This window comes from Variovorax sp. Varisp85, from assembly GCF_047304045.1.
Lineage (GTDB): Bacteria > Pseudomonadota > Gammaproteobacteria > Burkholderiales > Burkholderiaceae_C > Variovorax.
This window is the reverse complement of record NZ_JBGLYN010000014.1, coordinates 13,698-31,062: the sequence shown is the minus strand read 5'-3', so window position 1 is coordinate 31,062 and position 17,365 is coordinate 13,698. Positions and strand designations below refer to the sequence as shown.

Annotated in this window: 14 protein-coding genes; 6 read left to right on the top strand and 8 right to left on the bottom strand. The window is 67.0% G+C overall.

The genetic code is table 11. The features are described 5' to 3' along the window. Window positions 1-92: 92 nt before the first annotated feature. Window positions 93-764 (bottom strand): c-type cytochrome, encoded by a 672-nt coding sequence (locus tag ACCC97_RS08120; RefSeq protein WP_007835200.1) that lies wholly within the window; start codon window positions 762-764, stop codon window positions 93-95. A gap of 72 nt (window positions 765-836) precedes the next feature. On the opposite strand from ACCC97_RS08120, the gene yihA reads away from it, so the two are divergent. Next, the gene (yihA, locus tag ACCC97_RS08115; RefSeq protein WP_413332242.1) at window positions 837-1,580 is read left to right on the top strand and encodes a ribosome biogenesis GTP-binding protein YihA/YsxC; all 744 of its coding nucleotides are present in this window, start codon (window positions 837-839) and stop codon (window positions 1,578-1,580) included. A gap of 90 nt (window positions 1,581-1,670) precedes the next feature. Further along, on the top strand, window positions 1,671-2,582 hold the full coding sequence (locus ACCC97_RS08110; RefSeq protein ID WP_413332240.1) for an alpha/beta fold hydrolase: 912 nt from the start codon (window positions 1,671-1,673) through the stop codon (window positions 2,580-2,582). A gap of 99 nt (window positions 2,583-2,681) precedes the next feature. Here ACCC97_RS08110 and ACCC97_RS08105 read toward each other — a convergent pair whose 3' ends face one another. Both ACCC97_RS08105 and ACCC97_RS08100 read right to left on the bottom strand, forming a co-directional pair. Beyond that, window positions 2,682-3,566 (bottom strand): lipid A biosynthesis acyltransferase, encoded by an 885-nt coding sequence (locus tag ACCC97_RS08105; protein ID WP_007835181.1) that lies wholly within the window; start codon window positions 3,564-3,566, stop codon window positions 2,682-2,684. Then, a complete protein-coding gene (locus ACCC97_RS08100; RefSeq protein ID WP_413332238.1) occupies window positions 3,563-4,453 on the bottom strand; it encodes a lysophospholipid acyltransferase family protein in 891 nt (296 codons plus the stop codon). The genes ACCC97_RS08105 and ACCC97_RS08100 overlap by 4 nt, the downstream gene beginning before the upstream one ends. A gap of 215 nt (window positions 4,454-4,668) precedes the next feature. Here ACCC97_RS08100 and metK point away from each other — a divergent pair, with 215 nt between their 5' ends. Then, window positions 4,669-5,853, top strand: a complete 1,185-nt coding sequence (metK, locus tag ACCC97_RS08095) for a methionine adenosyltransferase (protein WP_413315214.1) — start codon at window positions 4,669-4,671, stop codon at window positions 5,851-5,853. A gap of 24 nt (window positions 5,854-5,877) precedes the next feature. On the opposite strand, the gene ACCC97_RS08090 is transcribed toward metK, so the two are convergent. From ACCC97_RS08090 to ACCC97_RS08075, 4 genes are all read right to left on the bottom strand, one after another. Continuing rightward, entirely contained in the window at window positions 5,878-8,016 is a 2,139-nt protein-coding gene (locus tag ACCC97_RS08090) for a TonB-dependent receptor (protein WP_007835176.1), read from the bottom strand. A gap of 63 nt (window positions 8,017-8,079) precedes the next feature. Next, complete coding sequence (locus ACCC97_RS08085) at window positions 8,080-8,268, bottom strand: hypothetical protein (protein ID WP_042673654.1); 189 nt, start codon at window positions 8,266-8,268, stop codon at window positions 8,080-8,082. Then, window positions 8,265-9,455, bottom strand: a complete 1,191-nt coding sequence (locus ACCC97_RS08080) for a PepSY-associated TM helix domain-containing protein (RefSeq protein ID WP_413332235.1) — start codon at window positions 9,453-9,455, stop codon at window positions 8,265-8,267. Before ACCC97_RS08080 ends, ACCC97_RS08085 begins: the two co-directional genes overlap by 4 nt. A 27-nt stretch (window positions 9,456-9,482) precedes the next feature. Beyond that, entirely contained in the window at window positions 9,483-11,579 is a 2,097-nt protein-coding gene (locus tag ACCC97_RS08075; protein ID WP_413332233.1) for a TonB-dependent siderophore receptor, read from the bottom strand. Between the two features lie 176 nt (window positions 11,580-11,755). Here ACCC97_RS08075 and ACCC97_RS08070 point away from each other — a divergent pair, with 176 nt between their 5' ends. The 3 genes from ACCC97_RS08070 to groL all read left to right on the top strand — a co-directional run bounded on the left by ACCC97_RS08070 (window position 11,756) and on the right by groL (window position 15,714). Then, a complete protein-coding gene (locus ACCC97_RS08070; protein WP_007835163.1) occupies window positions 11,756-13,357 on the top strand; it encodes a phospholipase D family protein in 1,602 nt (533 codons plus the stop codon). A gap of 384 nt (window positions 13,358-13,741) precedes the next feature. After that, window positions 13,742-14,032 carry a co-chaperone GroES gene (locus tag ACCC97_RS08065; protein ID WP_007835162.1) on the top strand — a complete coding sequence of 97 codons (291 nt, stop codon included), beginning with the start codon at window positions 13,742-13,744 and terminating at the stop codon, window positions 14,030-14,032. A gap of 29 nt (window positions 14,033-14,061) precedes the next feature. Beyond that, the gene (gene groL / locus ACCC97_RS08060) at window positions 14,062-15,714 is read left to right on the top strand and encodes a chaperonin GroEL (protein WP_007835158.1); all 1,653 of its coding nucleotides are present in this window, start codon (window positions 14,062-14,064) and stop codon (window positions 15,712-15,714) included. 161 nt (window positions 15,715-15,875) lie between these two features. Here groL and xylB read toward each other — a convergent pair whose 3' ends face one another. Beyond that, complete coding sequence (gene xylB / locus ACCC97_RS08055) at window positions 15,876-17,345, bottom strand: xylulokinase (RefSeq protein ID WP_413332230.1); 1,470 nt, start codon at window positions 17,343-17,345, stop codon at window positions 15,876-15,878. Window positions 17,346-17,365 lie beyond the last annotated feature (20 nt).

The following is a 17,365-nucleotide window of genomic DNA, read 5'->3' as shown; positions in this document are numbered from 1 at the left end:
AAAGCAAAAAGGCGGGCCATCCTGCTGGATCGGCCCGCCTTTTGTTTGGGGTTATTTTCGGCGGCTGGTTCACGCTCCAGGGAGCGCCATCATCAACGCAAACCGGCAATGTAGTCGGCGACGGCCTTGATTTCCCTGTCGTTGAGCTTGGCGGCGACGCCGGTCATGGGAACGCTGTTCAGGCGCACGTTGTCGCGGAAGGCCGTGAGCTGGGCCACGGTGTAATCGGCGTTCTGGCCGCCCAGGCGCGGGTATTGGGCGGGGATGCCCGCGCCGTTCGGGCTGTGGCAGCCGGCGCAGGCCGGGACCTGGCGCTCGCCGATGCCGCCGCGGTAGATCTTCTCGCCCAGGGCAATCGTGTCCTTGTCCTTCGAGAAGCCCGGCTTGACCTTCTTCGAGCCGACGAACCAGGCGATGTTGCGCATGTCCTCTTCGGACAGAGCCGAAGCCAGCGGCTTCATGATCGCGCTCTTGCGCTTGCCGGACTTGAAGTCCTGCAGCTGCTTGAGGATGTATTCGGGATGTTGCTGCGCCAGCTTCGGGTTGGCCGCGATGGCGGAGTTGCCGTCCGCGTTGTGGCACGAAGCACAGCTCTGGCTGTTGGCCGGCGTTGCGTTGAATACCGCGTCCCCCTTGGCGGGGTCGGGTTTGGCAGGCGCCGGGGCCGCCGCACTCGGAGCAGCCGCGTGTTCATCGGCTGCAAAACTCGCGCTGGATGCGATGCCCACGAGGGCTGCAAGCAGAATATTGGCAAACAACTTCATATCGGGGGCTTCGAATTTATGGCGCAAAACCTCACGATTCTACAATGTGGGCCTTGTTTCGAAAGTCCGTAGATGCCCTCCCCGCGCGCCAAGCCCGCTGCCTACCCTCCCCGCGCGGCTCCCGCCGCGGACCCCCAGGTCGCCGAACGCGAACGCGTGGCACTGGGCTGGTTGCACACCGCCCACTTCCTGACCAGCGCCCCCCAGCTTGAGCACCTGCCCCCCGTCGACCTGCCCGAGATCGCCTTCGTCGGCCGCTCCAATGCGGGCAAATCGACTGCCATCAACACCCTCACGCAGCAGACGCGGCTGGCCTTCGCCTCCAAGACGCCCGGCCGCACGCAGCACATCAACCTGTTCGGCATCGGCAAGCAGAAAGTCGACGATGCGGTGCTGGCCGACCTGCCCGGCTACGGCTACGCGGCCGTGCCCAAGGAGGCCAAGCTGCGCTGGCAGCGCGTGATGGGCAACTACCTGATGACGCGCGAGAGCCTGCGCGGCGTGGTGCTCATGTGCGACCCGCGCCACGGCCTGACCGAACTCGACGAGATCCTGCTCGACGTGATCCGCCCGCGCGTGCAGCAGGGCCTCAAGTTCCTCGTGCTGCTGACCAAGTCCGACAAGCTCACGCGCAGCGAAGCCGCCAAGGTGCTGTCGATTACGCGACTGAACGCCGGCGGCGGCGAGGTGAAACTGTTCTCGGCGCTGAAAAAGCAGGGCGTCGGTGAAGCAGCCGAGCTGCTGTGGCGCTGGGTGCACCCGGAAGAGACTGCAGCAGCCCCCGCCGAACCGCCGGAGCCGCCAGCAGAGACCTGACTGAACCCCAGAACAGGCTGCATCGGCCGTCCAGCGTGCGTAGTTCACTATCAAAAGAATAGCGACAGTCAACCCAAGGAGACAAGAAGCATGATCGAGACCTTCCAACGCAGCCTGCCCAATGGCACCACCCTGAGTTGCCGCGCTGCCGGCCAGCCGGGCCGGCCGCTGATGGTGTTCCTCCACGGCTTCCCCGAAGCCTCGTTCATCTGGGACGAACTGCTGGCGTACTTCTCGGACCCGACCCACGGCGGCTACCGCTGTGTGGCACCCAACCTGCGCGGCTTCGAGAAGTCGAGCGCGCCGACCGACGTGGCGGCCTACAAGGCTCACCTGCTGATCCAGGACATCCAACAGCTCGTGGCGACCGAGAGCACCGACGGCACCATGGCCGCGCTGGTGGCCCACGATTGGGGCGGCGCCTTTGCCTGGGGCTATGCCAACGCGTTCCCGCAGCAGATCCGCAAGCTGGTCATCATCAATTCGCCGCACCCGGGCACCTTCACGCGCGAACTGCGCAACAACCCGGCGCAGCAGCAAGCCAGCGCCTACATGAACTTCCTCGCGCGCCCCGACGCCGAGGCGCTGCTCGCCGCCGACGACTTCAAGCGCATGTGGCCCTTCTTCACGCTGATGAAGGCCGGCCCGGACGGCTTCGGCTGGCTCACCGAGGAAGTGAAGCAGAAGTACCGCCAAGTCTGGGGTGCAGGCCTCACCGGCGCCTGCAACCTCTACCGCGTGACGCCGATGAAGCCGCCGCTGCCCGGCCAGACCGTCGACGGCATCCCGGTGCTGCCGCGCGAACGGCTCACGGTGGACGTGCCGACCTTCGTGTTCTGGGCGCTCGACGACGCGGCGCTGCTGCCCGGCCTGCTCGAAGGGCTCGACGAGTACGTGCCTAAGCTCGAGGTCAAGAAGGTGCCGGACGCGACCCATTGGATCGTGCATGAGCAGCCGCAACTGGTTGCCCGCGAGATCGAGGGATTCTTGCAGCGGAACTGATGCCGCCGCCGGGCCGCCCCAAGGCGAGCCCCGCCTCCTCCTCCTCGGGAGATGGAGCTGCACGCAGCGAAGCGAAGTGAAAAGCCGGGAGCCCTTCCTTCAATAGATCGGCGGTTCGCCCTCGGGGCGGGTCTTGAAACGGCGATGCACCCAGTAGTACTGCGAGGGCATCGTGTCGATGTAGCCCTGCAGCCGCGTGTTCATGAGCGCGGTATCGGCCTCCACATCGTCGGTCGGGAAGTTCTGCCACTGCGGCAGCACCTCGATCTCGTAGCCGCCAGGCGTCAGCTTCGACACCACCGGCACCACCTTGGCCTTGCCCAGCCGTGCAAAGCGCGACAGCGAGGGCACGGTGGCCGCCTGCACGCCATAGAACGGCACGAAAATGGTCTGGTCGCGGCCGAAGTCCATGTCGGGCAGCAGGTACAGCAGGCCGCCCTTGCGCAGGCCCTGCAGCACGGGCTTGATGCCGTCCACCCGGTTGAGCGCCGCCACGTCGCCGAAGCGGGTGCGGCCCTCGCGGATCCAGGCGTCGACCATCGGATCGCGCTGGGTCGTGTAGATGGTGGCCGAGGGGCGCGCCGTGTGCATGGTCAGCGCGGTGGCCGCGGCGTCCAGGCCGTAGAAGTGCGGCGCGAACAGGATCATCGGCGCATCGCCGTCGGCGATCTCGCGGATCTCCGACGCCGCCCCAACCACCTTGAGCCGGCTCGCCACGACCTTCTCGGGCGCATGCCAGAGCCAGCTGCGGTCCAGCCAGGACTGCGCCACATAGACGAAGGTCTGGCGCGCGATGGCGCGGCGCTCGGCCTCCGACTTGCCGGGGAAGCAGACCGCCAGGTTGGTGTCGACCACGCGCCGCCGCGGCACGGCGACGGTGTGCAGGATGCGGCCGAGGAACGCGCCGAAGCCGCGCACGAGCGGCAGCGGCAGCGGCGCGATCACGCGCATGAAGCCGATGCCGAGCCGGGAACCGAGGCTCATGCGGCCTCCCCGGTGGCTGCGGCCACGCGCTCGGCGCGCGGCTCCTTGTAGCGGGCGTAGTCCCACACGTACTGGCCCGGCAGGCTGTGGATCAACCGGCCGATGGCGTCGTTCATGGCCGCAGCCGCGTCCTCGATGGAGGCTGACGGGTCGGTCAGCGCCGTGCCGACGATGGGCTCGAAGCGGACCACGTAGCCGGCGCCGTTCGGCAGCCGCTCGCAGACGCTCAGGAAGCAGGCCGCGCCGGTCTGTTGCGCAAGGCGGGGAAGCAGGGTCATGGTGTAGGCGGGCCGGCCCAGGAACGGCGCCCAGACGCCCTGCCCCATCGGCGGCACCTGGTCGGGCAGGATGCCGGTGTAGCCGCCGCTGCGCAGCGTGCGGATCAGGCCGCGCACGCCGCTGTTGTTGGTGGGCAGCGTCTGCAGGCCGGGCCGGTCGCGCGAGCCGGCGGCGATCAGGTCGGCCATCCACTTCTTGCGCGCCGGCCGGAACAGCGCGGTGATCGGCCCGTAGGCCGACAGGAAGCGCTCGCCGATCGCCTGGCCGCACATCTCCCAGCTGCCGAGGTGCGGTGCCACCAGGATCACGCCCTTCTTGGCCTGCATGGCGGCCTCGAAGGCCTCCACGCCTTCCCAGCGCACCACGCGGTGAAGCACGGTCTCGCCATGCGGGCGCAGCCAGAGCCAGGGCAGTTCGGAAGCCATCTTGCCGGCGGCGGCGATGGCGGGACGGTATTGGTCGGGCGCGAAGCCCGCGCTCTCGGCATTGGCCTTGAAGCGGCGGCGGTAGTCCGGCGCGCTCCACCAGACCAGCCAGCCCAGCATGGCACCGAGCCGATGCATCAACGGCATCGGCACGCGGGCGAGCAGGCGAAACAGGGTGATCATTGAAAGCGGGAGGGTCAAAAAACGGACGCGCGCGCATGGTATGCGCGGCTCGAATAGAATCCAAATTGTCGCCGAGTTACGGAACAACTTGCAGGGCGACAAACACAAGCGCGAAAGCGATTGTGCCCGTCGATTCATCGACATCTGCTAAAGCGTTCGCCAGGGCTCCGCAGAGTTGGCAACGCGCCAAATCACTTCAAGGAGCTTTGAACAAAATGGCGAACGACTTCCTCTTCACTTCCGAATCGGTTTCCGAAGGCCACCCCGACAAGGTCGCCGACCAGATCTCCGACGCGATCCTGGACGCGATCTTCGAGCAGGACCCGCGCAGCCGCGTGGCCGCCGAGACGCTGACCAACACCGGCCTCGTGGTGCTCGCCGGCGAGATCACGACCAACGCGCACGTCGACTACATCCAGGTCGCGCGCGACACCATCAAGCGCATCGGCTACGACAACACCGAGTACGGCATCGACTACAAGGGCTGCGCGGTGATGGTCTGCTACGACAAGCAGTCCAACGACATCGCCCAGGGCGTGGACCACGCGAGCGACGACCACCTGAACACCGGCGCCGGCGACCAGGGCCTGATGTTCGGCTACGCCTGCGACGAGACGCCCGAGCTGATGCCCGCGCCCATCTACTACGCGCACCGCCTCGTCGAGCGCCAGGCACAGCTGCGCAAGGACGGCCGCCTGCCCTTCCTGCGCCCCGACGCCAAGAGCCAGGTCACGATGCGCTACGTCGACGGCAAGCCGCACAGCATCGACACCGTGGTGCTCTCCACGCAGCACAGCCCAGACCAGAGCGAAACGCCCACCAAGATGAAGGCCTCGTTCAACGAAGCCATCATCGAGGAGATCATCAAGCCCGTGCTGCCGAAGGAATGGCTCAAGGACACGCGCTACCTGATCAATCCGACCGGCCGCTTCGTCATCGGCGGCCCGCAGGGCGACTGCGGCCTCACGGGCCGCAAGATCATCGTCGACACCTACGGCGGTGCCTGCCCGCACGGCGGCGGCGCGTTCTCGGGCAAGGACCCGTCGAAGGTCGACCGCTCGGCCGCCTATGCCGCACGCTACGTGGCCAAGAACATCGTGGCCGCCGGCCTGGCGCGCCAGTGCCAGATCCAGGTGGCGTACGCCATCGGCGTGGCGCAGCCGATGAACATCACGGTCTACACCGAAGGCACCGGCGTGATTCCTGACGAGAAGATCGCCGAACTCGTGCGCGAGTTCTTCGACCTGCGTCCGAAGGGCATCATCCAGATGCTCGACCTGCTGCGCCCGATCTACCAGAAGACCGCCGCCTACGGCCACTTCGGCCGCGAGGAGCCCGAGTTCACCTGGGAAGCGACGACGCAGGCCGCCGCACTGCGCGCGGCAGCCGGCCTCAAGTAAGCGACAAGAACCGGCGGTGGGTCGTCAGAAGCGGTACGCGCCGCTCAGGCCCACCGTCCAGTTGCGGCCCGGCGCGGGCTCGTAATAGCGCGCATTGCCCTCGTTGACGATGACCGAGCCCACGTAGCGCCGGTCGAACAGGTTGTCGACACGCGCGAAGGCATTGAACTCCCAGCGCTCCCATTTCTTCAGGTAGCCCGCATACACCGCCGCGACGGCATAGCCCGGCGCGCTCGCGGTGTTGGCATCGTTGGCCTGGATGCGCCCCAGCGCGCGCATCTCGACGCCGGCGCGCCAGCCTTCGGGCGGCACCCAGCCCAGCGATGCGAACAGCGACTGCCGCGCGATGCCGGGAATGCGGTTGCCCGCGGCGACGGTGTTGGCCGCCGCGCACGGTGACGGCGAGCAGAAGGCGTCGCGGTAGGTCGCGTCCAGCCACGTGTAGGCCAGTTGCGTGCGCCAGTGGTTCGCGGTCTCATGCTGCCAGCCCAGCTCAAAGCCGTTGCGCTTCGTGCGCCCCGCGTTCTGGAAGGTGGCACGGCCGCCGACGTTGGTGTCCGTCACGATCTCGTCGCGCGTGCGGGTCTGGAACAGCGCTGCCGTCAGCAGGCCACCGGCAAGCCGCGCCTTGGCGCCGAGTTCGATGCTGTCGTTCACCGCCGGCCGCAGCGCGAAGTTGAGCCCGCTCGCGCCATTTGCCCGATAGGAAAGTTCGTTCAGTGTCGGCGTCTCGAAGCCGCGGCCGATGGAGCCGTACAGGGCCAGGTCGGGCGTCGCCTGGTAGCGCAGCGAGGCCACCGGCAGGGTCTTGCTGTAGCGCGCACTGCCGCTGTCGTCGCGGTTCGTGCCGACGATGTAGCGGTCCTGCGAGTTGAAGTGCACGCTGCTGCGGCGCACGCCGGCTTCGAGCGTCCAGCGCTCGGCGAAGCGCCAGGTCGCTTGCGCGTAGGGATCGAGGTTCCAGACGTCGTTGAGCTCGTTGCGCCGCAGACGGCCCTGCACGCCCAGCACGGGCGCCGCGACGCGGCCGAGGTAGTTCTCGTAGCCGCGGCGCTTTTCGCGCAGGCTGTCGTAGCCCAGGCCGGCCACCACGTCGAAGGGCCGATCGGCCAGGGTCAACGCAGCATTCCAGCGAATGTCGACACCGCCGTACTGCCGCGACAGGTCGATCACGCCGCCCGCGTGCAACGGGTTCTGCTGCGCCGACACCGGAATCGATTGGTACTGCGTGGTCTTTCGCTCGCCGCCGTAGACCATCAGGCGCAGCCCCTGCTCTGCGTTGATGCGACGCTCGTACAGCAGGCCGGCCTGTATCTGCTCGACCGTCTTGCGGGTGTCGTACTGCGTGGCCAGCGGCGCGTTGCGCGGCGCCAGCGCGTACTGGTCGGCCGTGAGGCCCAACGGGTCCTGCGCGTCGACGCGCACGCTGTTGAAGACCAGCGTGAGCCTGTCGCCGTTGTCGAGCGCGATGCCGAGCTTGCCGTTTTCGATGTCGCGCCGCGCGGCGCTGTGCTCGCGCCAGCCGTCGGTATGGAAGCGGCTCGCGCCGAGCAGGTAATCGACCGCGCCCTGCGACCCGCTGAGCTGCAGCGACTGCCGCCAGGTGCCGAAGCTGCCGCCCGCGAGCGAGTACGACAGCCGTGGCGGCCCCTCGCCCGAGGCGGTGAACGCCTGCAGCACACCGCCCGAGGAGTTGCCGTACAGCGCGGAGAACGGCCCGCGCAGGATCTCGACGCGGTCCAGCGAGCCGATGTCGATGTTCGAGGTCTGCCCCTGTCCATCGGGCAAGGTCGCAGGAATGCCATCGACATAGAGCCGCACGCCGCGCACGCCGAAGGTCGAGCGCGCACCGAAGCCGCGGATGGACAGCTGCAGGTCCTGCGCGTAGTTCAGCCGGTTCTGCACCTGCAGCCCCGGCACCGCGCCCAGGCTTTCGGAGAGGTTGACCTGCAGGCGGCTGTCGCGCACCTCGTCGCCGTCTACGCGGTCGACCGAGCCGGGCACGTTGAAGGGCGCAACCTCGCCGCGCGGCGTGGAGACGGTGATCTCGCGCAGGCGCGCACCGCTGGCGCCTGGATCGGCCGGCGGCTCCTGCTGGGCCTGCGCGGCCAGCGGGACACCCAGCAAGAGAAGGCAGGCGGCGGCGACGGGCGCAAGTTTCATCGCGCCGATTCTGCTTCGGCATGCCGGCCGCGCATGTCGCGGTGGCGCGACTCTCAGGGAAAACTAGCGGGCCGGCGCCTTGCGCCAGGCATGCCAGGCGCCCACCACGACCGGGATGCCCAGCGTGATCCAGGCCAGGACGTCGCCCAGCCCGCCGTCGCTGAAAAGCGCCGAGATCAGCCCGAAGGTCGTCAGCAGGCCCAGCACCGTCGGCCAGCCCCACATGCGCCAGAAGCTCCGGTGCTGCGTCATGCCTGCACCTTCATGGCCGATGCCGGCTCGGGTTGTGCAGTGCCGCCGGAGACGCGCGCTTCATGCGCCGCGGCCCTCGGGGACGCGGGCACGGGGTTGCCCCGCTTGAGCCACAGGTACAACCCGCTGCCCAGCACGATGATGGTCGCTATGTCGAGCAGCGCCCAGATGATCTGCATCGGCATGCCGCCGTAGTCGCCGAAGTGCAGCGGCTGCGACACCAGCAGCGCCGTGAGGTACCAGGGCAGCTTCGGCACCGCAGTCACCTCCGCTGTCTTGGCATCGACCAGCACCGGCTGGAACAGCTTCGATGTGAAGGGCTCGTTGCCACGCACGAAGAAGGTCGTGTGGTGCGGGCTCGAGAACGATGTGCCGGGGAAGGCAATGAACGACAGCTTCATGCCGGGCGTCTTCTGCATCGCGGCGTCCATCGAGCGCTGCACCGAGGCACGCTCGTTCACCGCCACGATGGGTTCGTTCTTGTAGGGCGCGAGCAGCGAACTGAGCTGGTCGTGCTGCCAGTACTTGATGAGCAGGTCGGCCCAGGTGTTGATCATGCCCGTGGAGCCCACCACGAACAGCCACACCAGCGTGACGATGCCAAGCAGGTTGTGCAGGTCGAGCCACTTCAGGCGCGGGCGCTTCTCGCGCCGCACCGTGCCGAAGTCGAACTTGCGCATGAAGGGTGAATACAGCACCACGCCCGAGACGATGGCCACCAGCAGCAGCAGGCCCATGAAGCCGAGGAAGAGCTTGCCCGCCAATCCCGCGAAGAGGTCGACGTGCAGCTTGAACATCACGTACATGAAGCCCTCGTCGAACTTCGGCTGCGCGAGCACCTCGCCCGTGCGCGCGTCGATCGCAACCGACTTGAAGTCCTCCGTGGCTTGCGGCGTGGGCGTGAGCGTGACGAACCACAGGCCGTCGTCATCCTCGGGCTGTGAGACGAACTGCACCACGCGGCCGGGGTGCTTCGACTTCGCGATGTCGAGCACGCGGTCGAGACTCACGCGCGGCGCGCCCGCGGGCATCTTCGGCGCCTCGACCTCGGTGCCCAGCAGATGGCCGATCTCGTGATGGAAGATCAGCGGCAGGCCCGTGATGCACAGCAGCAGCATGAACACCGTGCACACGAGGCTGCTCCACTTGTGCACCCAGGCCCAGGTCTTGATTTTTCGGCTGTTCATGTGGGGGCTGTTCCTGAAGGTCGTGTTCTAGAAGCGATAGGTCGCGCTCGCGACGATGTTGCGGCGCGAGCCATACCAGCAGTCGCCGCGCGACAGGCAGGTGCTGAAGTAGATCTTGTCGGTCACGTTGTTGATGTTGAGCGCATAGCGCCAGCGGTCGGCCTCGTAGGCGAACACGAGGTCGGCCAGCGCGATGCCCGGCACGCGCGGACCGGTGCCGAACTGCGTGTCGCGAAACGAACTCATCAGGCGCACGCCGGCGCCGGCCGAAAAACCGTTCACGCCGCCGATGGAAAACCTGTACTTCGCCCAGAAACTGGCCTGGTGTTTGGGCAGGCCTTCGATCTGCGCATCGGCATCGGCGTAGTTGTAGTGGGCGATCAGGTCGAGGTTCGGGCCGGCCGAGCCCTTGGCCTCGAGTTCCACGCCCTTCGTCTTCGTCAGGCCGCGCTGCGAGAACACGTTCGGCTGCTCCTCGACGATCTGGTTCTTCTCGCGCAGGTCGTACACCGCTGCGCTGAACGCCAGGGCGCGGTCCCTGGGCTCGTACTTGACGCCGGCTTCCCACTGCTCGCCGCGCAACGGCGTGAAAATGCGGCCTTCGCGCGGCGACTGCGGCGTGAACGACTCGCTGTAGCTCAGGTACGGCGACCATCCCGACGGCGAGGCGTACATCAGCCCGAAGCGCTTGGTGGTGGCGCTGCTCTTTTCCTCGTTGCTTCCCGCGGCACTGGACACGGCCCTGTCTTGCCGCAGGCCCGCCACGAAGATCCAGTTGTCGAGCCTGACCTGGTCCTGCAGGTAGACGCCCGTCTGTCGCTGGCGGGTGCGCGGCCTCGCATCGCGCACGGGCTCGTCGAGATGGCCGTAGACCGGCGCGTAGACGTCGATGGTGTCGAAGGTGGTGCCGCCCCAGACGTTCTCGCGCTGGCGCGCGAAGTCCGCGCCCACGAGCAGCGTGTGCTTCAGCGCGCCGGTCTGGAAGCGGCCCTCGACGTGGTTGTCGAGCGTCTGCGTGCGATTGCGGGTCAGTTGGCTGTCGTAGTAGCGGCCGAGCACGCGCTTGAAGACCGGGTCGGTGGACCAGCTGTCGAATCCGCTGAACGAACTGCCGTAGTGGTAGCGGTTGTCGTTTTCGTTGCGCGCGTAGCGGAAGTTCTGGCGGAAGGTCCAGCTGTCGTCGAACTTGTGCTCGAACTGCCAGCCGAAGGTCTTGCGCTCGCTGTCGTAGTAGTCGCCCGGCTCGCCGATGAAGCGGCTGCTCGGCAGGCGTCCGTTCGGGTTCGGCAGCAAGGTGCCCTCCCACGGCAGGAACTGCGAGCTGCTGCCGCTCTTGTCCTTCTGCCAGAGGCCCTGCAGCGTCAGCGAGGTCATGACATTGGGCCGCCAGGTCAGCGAGGGCGCAATCACGCTGCGGTCGTCGGGCACGTGGTCGACCTGCGTGCCGGACTTGCGCTGCAGCGCGATCAGGCGGTACGACAGTGAGCCGTCGGCGTTCAGCGGGCCGGTGAGGTCGGCCTGGATCTGCTTGCGGCCGAAGCTGCCAAACTGCACGCCCACTTCGCGCTGGGCCTCCTGCAGCGGCCGCTTGCTGACCATGTTGACCACGCCGGCGGCCGTGCCGGCGCCGAACAGCATGCCCGAGGGGCCGCGCAGCACTTCGAGGCGCTCCAGCGTGTAGGGCTCGGTGCGGGTGGTGCTGGTGTAGTAGCCGTAGGCCTGGCGCAGGCCGTCGAGGTAGACGTCGGGATAGGCGCCGCGCACCCGCACGGAGTCGGTGCGGGAATCGAGTCCGTAGGCATCGGAACGTACGCCGGCCGCGTAGTTGAGCGCGTCCTGTACATTGGCCGCGCCCTGGTCGACCATCTGGTCGCGCGTGATCACGGTCACGGACTGAGGCGTTTCAGACAGCGGCGTGTCGGTCTTGGTGGCGGTGACCGCATTTTTCGCGCGGTAGCCGATCACCGGCGTGGTCGCCGTCTCGGTTTCGGCATTCGCGTCGACCCGTACTTCCGGCAGCGAGCCCGCATTCGTCGCCTGGGCCAGCACCTCGCGCTGTGTGCAGATCGCCAGACACCCTATCAGCACCGATGCAGCCTTGCGCCGCGCCTCCAACCTCTTCATCCCGGCCTCATTACAAATATTATTAAGAATGATTCGCATTTTATTGCGTAACTTCTTTGTGCCTCCCCCAATCACCGCTCCGATGAAGGGTGTTACGTTGCGAAATTGCGTCTGCGGGTCCAGGGCGAACCGGCTACCATGCCGCCCGCACGCTTCCCGTGCGTTGGCAAGCCCTCATGCTCAAGCTCATCGCCTTTCTGTTTCCCGCACTGAGCGGTCCGGCTCTGCGGCTGATGGTCCTCGCGGCTGCCATTGCGCTGGCCGGCTGCGCGGGGCTCCCGCCGCGCACGCCTGAACCGCCCACCCTGGCGATTGCGGCCTCGCCCGCCACCGAGCTCGGCCGCGCCGCCGTCAGCCTCGACTCCCCGCCCGACGGCCTGAGCAGCATGCGGCCGCTGATCGAGGCCTCTTTTGCGCTCGACGCACGGCTGGAGCTGATGCGGCGCGCGAAATCGTCGCTCGACATCCAGACTTACCAGCTTGGCAACGACAAGACCGGCCGCCTGCTGCTGCGCGAAATGCGCAATGCCGCCCGGCGCGGCGTGCGTGTGCGGCTGCTGCTCGACGACTTCTACACGGCCGGCATGGACCGCCTGCTGCTCGGCCTCGCCGCCGAGCCCAATGCCGAGATCCGGCTGTTCAACCCGTTCGTGAACGCGCGCGACCACTCGTCGGGGCGGTGGCTGGAGTTCTTCACCGACTTCCGGCGCCTCAACCACCGCATGCACAACAAGCTGTTCGTGGCCGACGGCGCCATGGCCATCGCGGGCGGCCGCAACCTGGCCGACGAGTATTTCCTGCGCAGCGAGAGCGCGAACTTCATCGATTTCGAGCTGCTGCTGGCCGGCCCGGTGGTCCCCGAGTCAGCCGCCATCTTCGACACCTACTGGAACAGCGACGTGGTCTACCCCCTGCAGCGGGTGGCCGGCACCAGCAGCACGCCGCAGGCGCTGAAAGCCGATTTCGAGGAAGCAACCTCCCCGGCCCACGCACCGCCGCCCGACCCGCTGCCTCCCACCGACCTGCTCGGCGACCCGCCGCTGGGCGCCCAGCTTGCCCGAATCGACGAGGCCAAGTGGATGCGCGCCGAGGCCCACGCCTCCGCCGACAGTCCCAACAAGGCGCTGGGCGTCATGGCGCAACCCATGGAGCCGCTGGCACAGCGCTTCCACGAGATGCTGGCCACGGCCAGGTCGAACGTGGTGGTGATCTCGCCCTACTTCATTCCAGGCGACGAGGGCATGGAACGCATCCGCATGGGGCGTGAGCACGGTGTGAACATCACCGTCATCACCAATTCGCTGGCCGACAGCGACGAGCCGCTGGTCAACATCAACTACAACCGCTACCGCGTCGACATGCTCAAGCTGGGCGTGAACCTGTACGAAGTCAGCACCCGGCAGCTGCGGCGCAGCGGCCAGTTCCGCGACCTGCTCAAGAAGGCCCGCGGCCGCCTGCATGCCAAGCTGGCACTGGTCGACCGCCAGTGGGTGCTGCTCGGCTCCATGAACCTCGACCCGCGTTCCGCCCGGCTGAACACCGAATTCGGCATAGCCGTGCGAAGCTTCGACCTGACACAGGCGCTGCTTTTCGCCTACGAGCTCGACGACATCGAGGGCGTCTACCGCGTGGTGCTCAAGCCCGACGGCCAGAACGTCCAGTGGATCGGCACCGGCGACGTCCACAACGAGGTGCTCGACAGCGAACCGGATTCGAGCATGCTGACGCGGCTGCAGCTGCTGCTGTTCTCGTGGTTTGTGCCTACGGACCAGTTGTAGGCGGCTGCGGAACGCCAGAGAACCTTGGCGGCCCAAACTTCCCGGCGCGCCAAGTGAAATGCAGAGCACGGCCCTTCCGCATCACGGCGTCTTGTGGCCCATCCGGTGCTCATTCCAACGGTGTTGCAGCAGCTTCGGGGCTGGCGAACTGGAGCCGTCCGATTAACGCGAGAAACGCCGGATCGTCGCGATGCCGCCGCCCGAACTCGACAACCGACAACCCCGCTGCAGCCCCCATCCCCTTGAAAGCCCGCCGATTGCCCTTATGATTAGCACTCGCTGCTGATGAGTGCTAACAGCCTCGCTTCCAGTCGATGGGCTGCCGGCCTCCGGTCCGGCACCCGACCACAAATCCGTTTCTTATCCATACATCCAGGAGATGCAATGAAACTTCGTCCTTTGGCCGATCGCGTGATCGTCAAGCGTGTTGACAGCGAAACCAAGACCGCCTCCGGCATCGTCATCCCCGACGCAGCCGCTGAAAAGCCCGATCAGGGTGAAGTCCTGGCCGTGGGCCCGGGCAAGCGCAACGACAAGGGCGAGCTGGCCGCACTGACTGTCAAGGTCGGCGACCGCGTCCTGTTCGGCAAGTACAGCGGCCAGACCGTCAAGGTCGGCGGCGACGAACTGCTGGTCATGAAGGAAGACGACCTGTTCGCGGTCGTCGAGAAGTAATTCAAATATCCCATTCGGAGTAAACAAACATGGCAGCAAAAGACGTAGTCTTCGGCGGTGAAGCCCGCGCACGCATGGTCGAGGGTGTGAACATCCTGGCCAACGCAGTCAAGGTGACCCTGGGCCCCAAGGGCCGCAACGTGGTGCTCGAGCGCTCGTTCGGCGCCCCCACCGTCACCAAGGACGGTGTGTCGGTCGCCAAGGAAATCGAACTCAAGGACAAGCTCCAGAACATGGGCGCGCAGCTCGTGAAGGAAGTGGCTTCCAAGACTTCGGACAACGCCGGTGACGGCACCACCACCGCGACCGTGCTGGCACAAGCCATCGTTCGCGAAGGTTTCAAGCTGGTGGCTGCCGGCATGAACCCGATGGACCTGAAGCGCGGCATCGACAAGGCCGTGACGGCCCTGGTCGCCGAGCTGAAGAAGGCTTCCAAGCCCACCACCACGTCGAAGGAAATCGCTCAAGTCGGCTCGATCTCGGCCAACAGCGACGAAACCATCGGCAAGCTCATCGCTGACGCGATGGACAAGGTCGGCAAGGAAGGCGTGATCACCGTGGAAGACGGCAAGTCGCTGGACAGCGAACTCGACGTCGTCGAAGGCATGCAGTTCGACCGCGGCTACCTGTCGCCCTACTTCATCAACAACCCCGAGAAGCAATCGGCGCTGTTGGACAACCCCTTCGTGCTGCTGTTCGACAAGAAGATCAGCAACATCCGCGACCTGCTCCCCACGCTGGAACAAGTCGCCAAGGCTGGCCGTCCGCTGCTGATCATTGCCGAAGAAGTCGAGGGCGAAGCCCTGGCTACGCTGGTCGTGAACACGATCCGCGGCATCCTGAAGGTCGTGGCTGTGAAGGCACCTGGCTTCGGCGACCGCCGCAAGGCCATGCTGGAAGACATCGCCATCCTGACGGGCGGCAAGGTCATCGCTGAGGAAGTGGGCCTGACGCTCGAAAAGGTGACGCTGGCCGACCTGGGTCAAGCCAAGCGCATCGAAGTGGGCAAGGAAAACACGATCATCATCGACGGCGCTGGCGCCGCTGGCGACATCGAAGCCCGCGTGAAGCAAGTGCGCGTGCAGATCGAAGAAGCCACGAGCGACTACGACCGTGAAAAGCTGCAAGAGCGCGTGGCCAAGCTGGCCGGCGGTGTTGCCGTGATCAAGGTTGGCGCCGCCACCGAAGTCGAAATGAAGGAAAAGAAGGCTCGCGTCGAAGACGCCCTGCACGCTACCCGCGCTGCAGTGGAAGAAGGCGTTGTGGCTGGCGGCGGCGTGGCTCTGCTGCGTGCCAAGCAAGCCGTGGGCGACTCGATCAAGGGCGACAACGCCGACCAGGACGCCGGCGTCAAGCTGGTGCTCAAGGCCATCGAAGCACCCCTGCGCGAAATCGTGAACAACGCCGGCGGCGAAGCCTCGGTGGTGGTGAACGCTGTGTTGGCCGGCAAGGGCAACTACGGCTTCAACGCTGCGAACGACACGTACGGCGACATGCTCGAGCTGGGCATCCTGGACCCGACGAAGGTCACGCGCACCGCACTGCAGAACGCCGCTTCGGTGTCCTCGCTGCTGCTGACGACCGAAGCCATGGTTGCTGACGCACCCAAGGACGAAGGCGCAGCCGGCGGTGGCATGCCCGACATGGGCGGCATGGGTGGCATGGGCGGCATGGGCATGTAATTGGCTCGCCCCCAGGCTGCGCGGCACTTCGTGTCCGCTACGCCTACCCCCTACCGGGGGCGACACCTGCGGACCGGCAGAGCCGGATCCGCGGTGTCTCGCGAAATGAAAGAAGCCCGGCTTGCGCCGGGCTTTTTTCATGGGCGGTCGTGATCGCTCTGCTACTGGAATTGCGCCTGCACCGCCTTGTAGAGCGCCTGGAAGCGCGCATGCCTCGTCCTGTGGACATTGGCTACTTCGGTCGAGGCAACCAGCTTCTGCTTCACAGGCGGCAGCGTGCAAACCTCGGCCACCGAGCCCCCATCCGCCAACCACGCCAGCCGCGCCGCACCTAGTGCGCCACCCGTCTCGCCGCCCGCATAGAGCGTGAGCGGCACGCCGAAGATGTCGGCCAGCAGCTGCCCCCACCACACGCTGCGCGCACCGCCGCCCACCAGCGCCACGTCGCGCAGCGGCATCCCGGCCGGCAGCCGCAGGGTATCGAAGCCGTCGCGCAGGCCGAAGCTCACGCCCTCGACCACGGCGTACGCGATTTCCGCTGGCCCGTGTGCGTGCGTGAGGCCGAACAGCACGCCCTGCGCGTTGGGGTTGTTGTGCGGCGAGCGCTCGCCGGAGAGGTACGGCAGGAACAGCGGGCAGCCCTCGCGCTGTGCCAGCGGGACGGACGCCGCCGCTTCGAGCAGCGCGGCCTCGTCCGCGAACCTGAAAGTCTTTGCGGCCCAACTCACCGCGCTCGCAGCCGAGAGCATCACCGACATCTGGTGCCACCGCCCCGGCAGCGCATGGCAAAAGGCGTGCATCGCCTGCGCGGGGTTCGGCAGGAAGCGGTCGGTCGAGACGAACACGACGCCCGAGGTGCCGAGTGACACGAATCCCTGCCCCGGCTCGACGAGGCCCATGCCGACGGCGCTGGCCGCGTTGTCGCCGGCACCGCCGGCGATCACCACGCTGGCGCTGCCCACGCCCCAGCGCGCCGCCAGTTCGGGTTTGAGCTGCGCCGACATCTCGCTGCCTTCGACCAGCCGCGGCATGTGCGCGCGCGTGAGGCCTGTGGCCGCCAGCAGTTCGTCGGACCAGTCGCGCGCACCCACATCGAGCCACAGCGTGCCCGCCGCATCGGACATCTCGCTGACCGCCTCGCCGCTGAGCATGAAGCGCAGCCAGTCCTTGGGCAGCAGCACGCGCGCCACACGGCCGAAGATTTCAGGCTCGTGCTCGCGCACCCACAACAGCTTGGGCGCGGTGAACCCCGGCATCGCGAGGTTGCCCGCGATCTCGCCGAGCCTCGGCACGGCGCGCGCAAGCGCCTCGCACTGCGCACCGCTGCGGCCGTCGTTCCAGAGAATCGCAGGGCGCAGCACCTCGCCCGCCGCATCGAGCAGCGTGGCACCGTGCATCTGTCCCGACAGGCCGATGGCGCGCACCGCCGCGAGTTCCTCGGGATGCGACTTGCCGAGCGCACGCATCACCTCCTCGAGCGCATGCCACCACTGCTGCGGCGCCTGCTCCGACCACAGCGGCCGCGGCCGTTCGACCGCGAGCGGCGCGCGGGCCACGCCGACGATGCGGTGGTCGTCGGCGAGCAGCAGCGCCTTGAGCTCGGACGTGCCGAGGTCGAGTCCCAGGTACAAGATGGACCCCCTGGCTTTGT

Bases quoted from the DNA above. Each gene is read 5' to 3' on its own strand.
- ACCC97_RS08120 (WP_007835200.1), bottom strand. From the start codon at position 764: ATGAAGTTGTTTGCCAATATTCTGCTTGCAGCCCTCGTGGGCATCGCA.
- yihA (WP_413332242.1), top strand. From the start codon at position 837: ATGCCCTCCCCGCGCGCCAAGCCCGCTGCCTACCCTCCCCGCGCGGCT.
- ACCC97_RS08110 (WP_413332240.1), top strand. From the start codon at position 1,671: ATGATCGAGACCTTCCAACGCAGCCTGCCCAATGGCACCACCCTGAGT.
- ACCC97_RS08105 (WP_007835181.1), bottom strand. From the start codon at position 3,566: ATGAGCCTCGGTTCCCGGCTCGGCATCGGCTTCATGCGCGTGATCGCG.
- ACCC97_RS08100 (WP_413332238.1), bottom strand. From the start codon at position 4,453: ATGATCACCCTGTTTCGCCTGCTCGCCCGCGTGCCGATGCCGTTGATG.
- metK (WP_413315214.1), top strand. From the start codon at position 4,669: ATGGCGAACGACTTCCTCTTCACTTCCGAATCGGTTTCCGAAGGCCAC.
- ACCC97_RS08090 (WP_007835176.1), bottom strand. From the start codon at position 8,016: ATGAAACTTGCGCCCGTCGCCGCCGCCTGCCTTCTCTTGCTGGGTGTC.
- ACCC97_RS08085 (WP_042673654.1), bottom strand. From the start codon at position 8,268: ATGACGCAGCACCGGAGCTTCTGGCGCATGTGGGGCTGGCCGACGGTG.
- ACCC97_RS08080 (WP_413332235.1), bottom strand. From the start codon at position 9,455: ATGAACAGCCGAAAAATCAAGACCTGGGCCTGGGTGCACAAGTGGAGC.
- ACCC97_RS08075 (WP_413332233.1), bottom strand. From the start codon at position 11,579: ATGAAGAGGTTGGAGGCGCGGCGCAAGGCTGCATCGGTGCTGATAGGG.
- ACCC97_RS08070 (WP_007835163.1), top strand. From the start codon at position 11,756: ATGCTCAAGCTCATCGCCTTTCTGTTTCCCGCACTGAGCGGTCCGGCT.
- ACCC97_RS08065 (WP_007835162.1), top strand. From the start codon at position 13,742: ATGAAACTTCGTCCTTTGGCCGATCGCGTGATCGTCAAGCGTGTTGAC.
- groL (WP_007835158.1), top strand. From the start codon at position 14,062: ATGGCAGCAAAAGACGTAGTCTTCGGCGGTGAAGCCCGCGCACGCATG.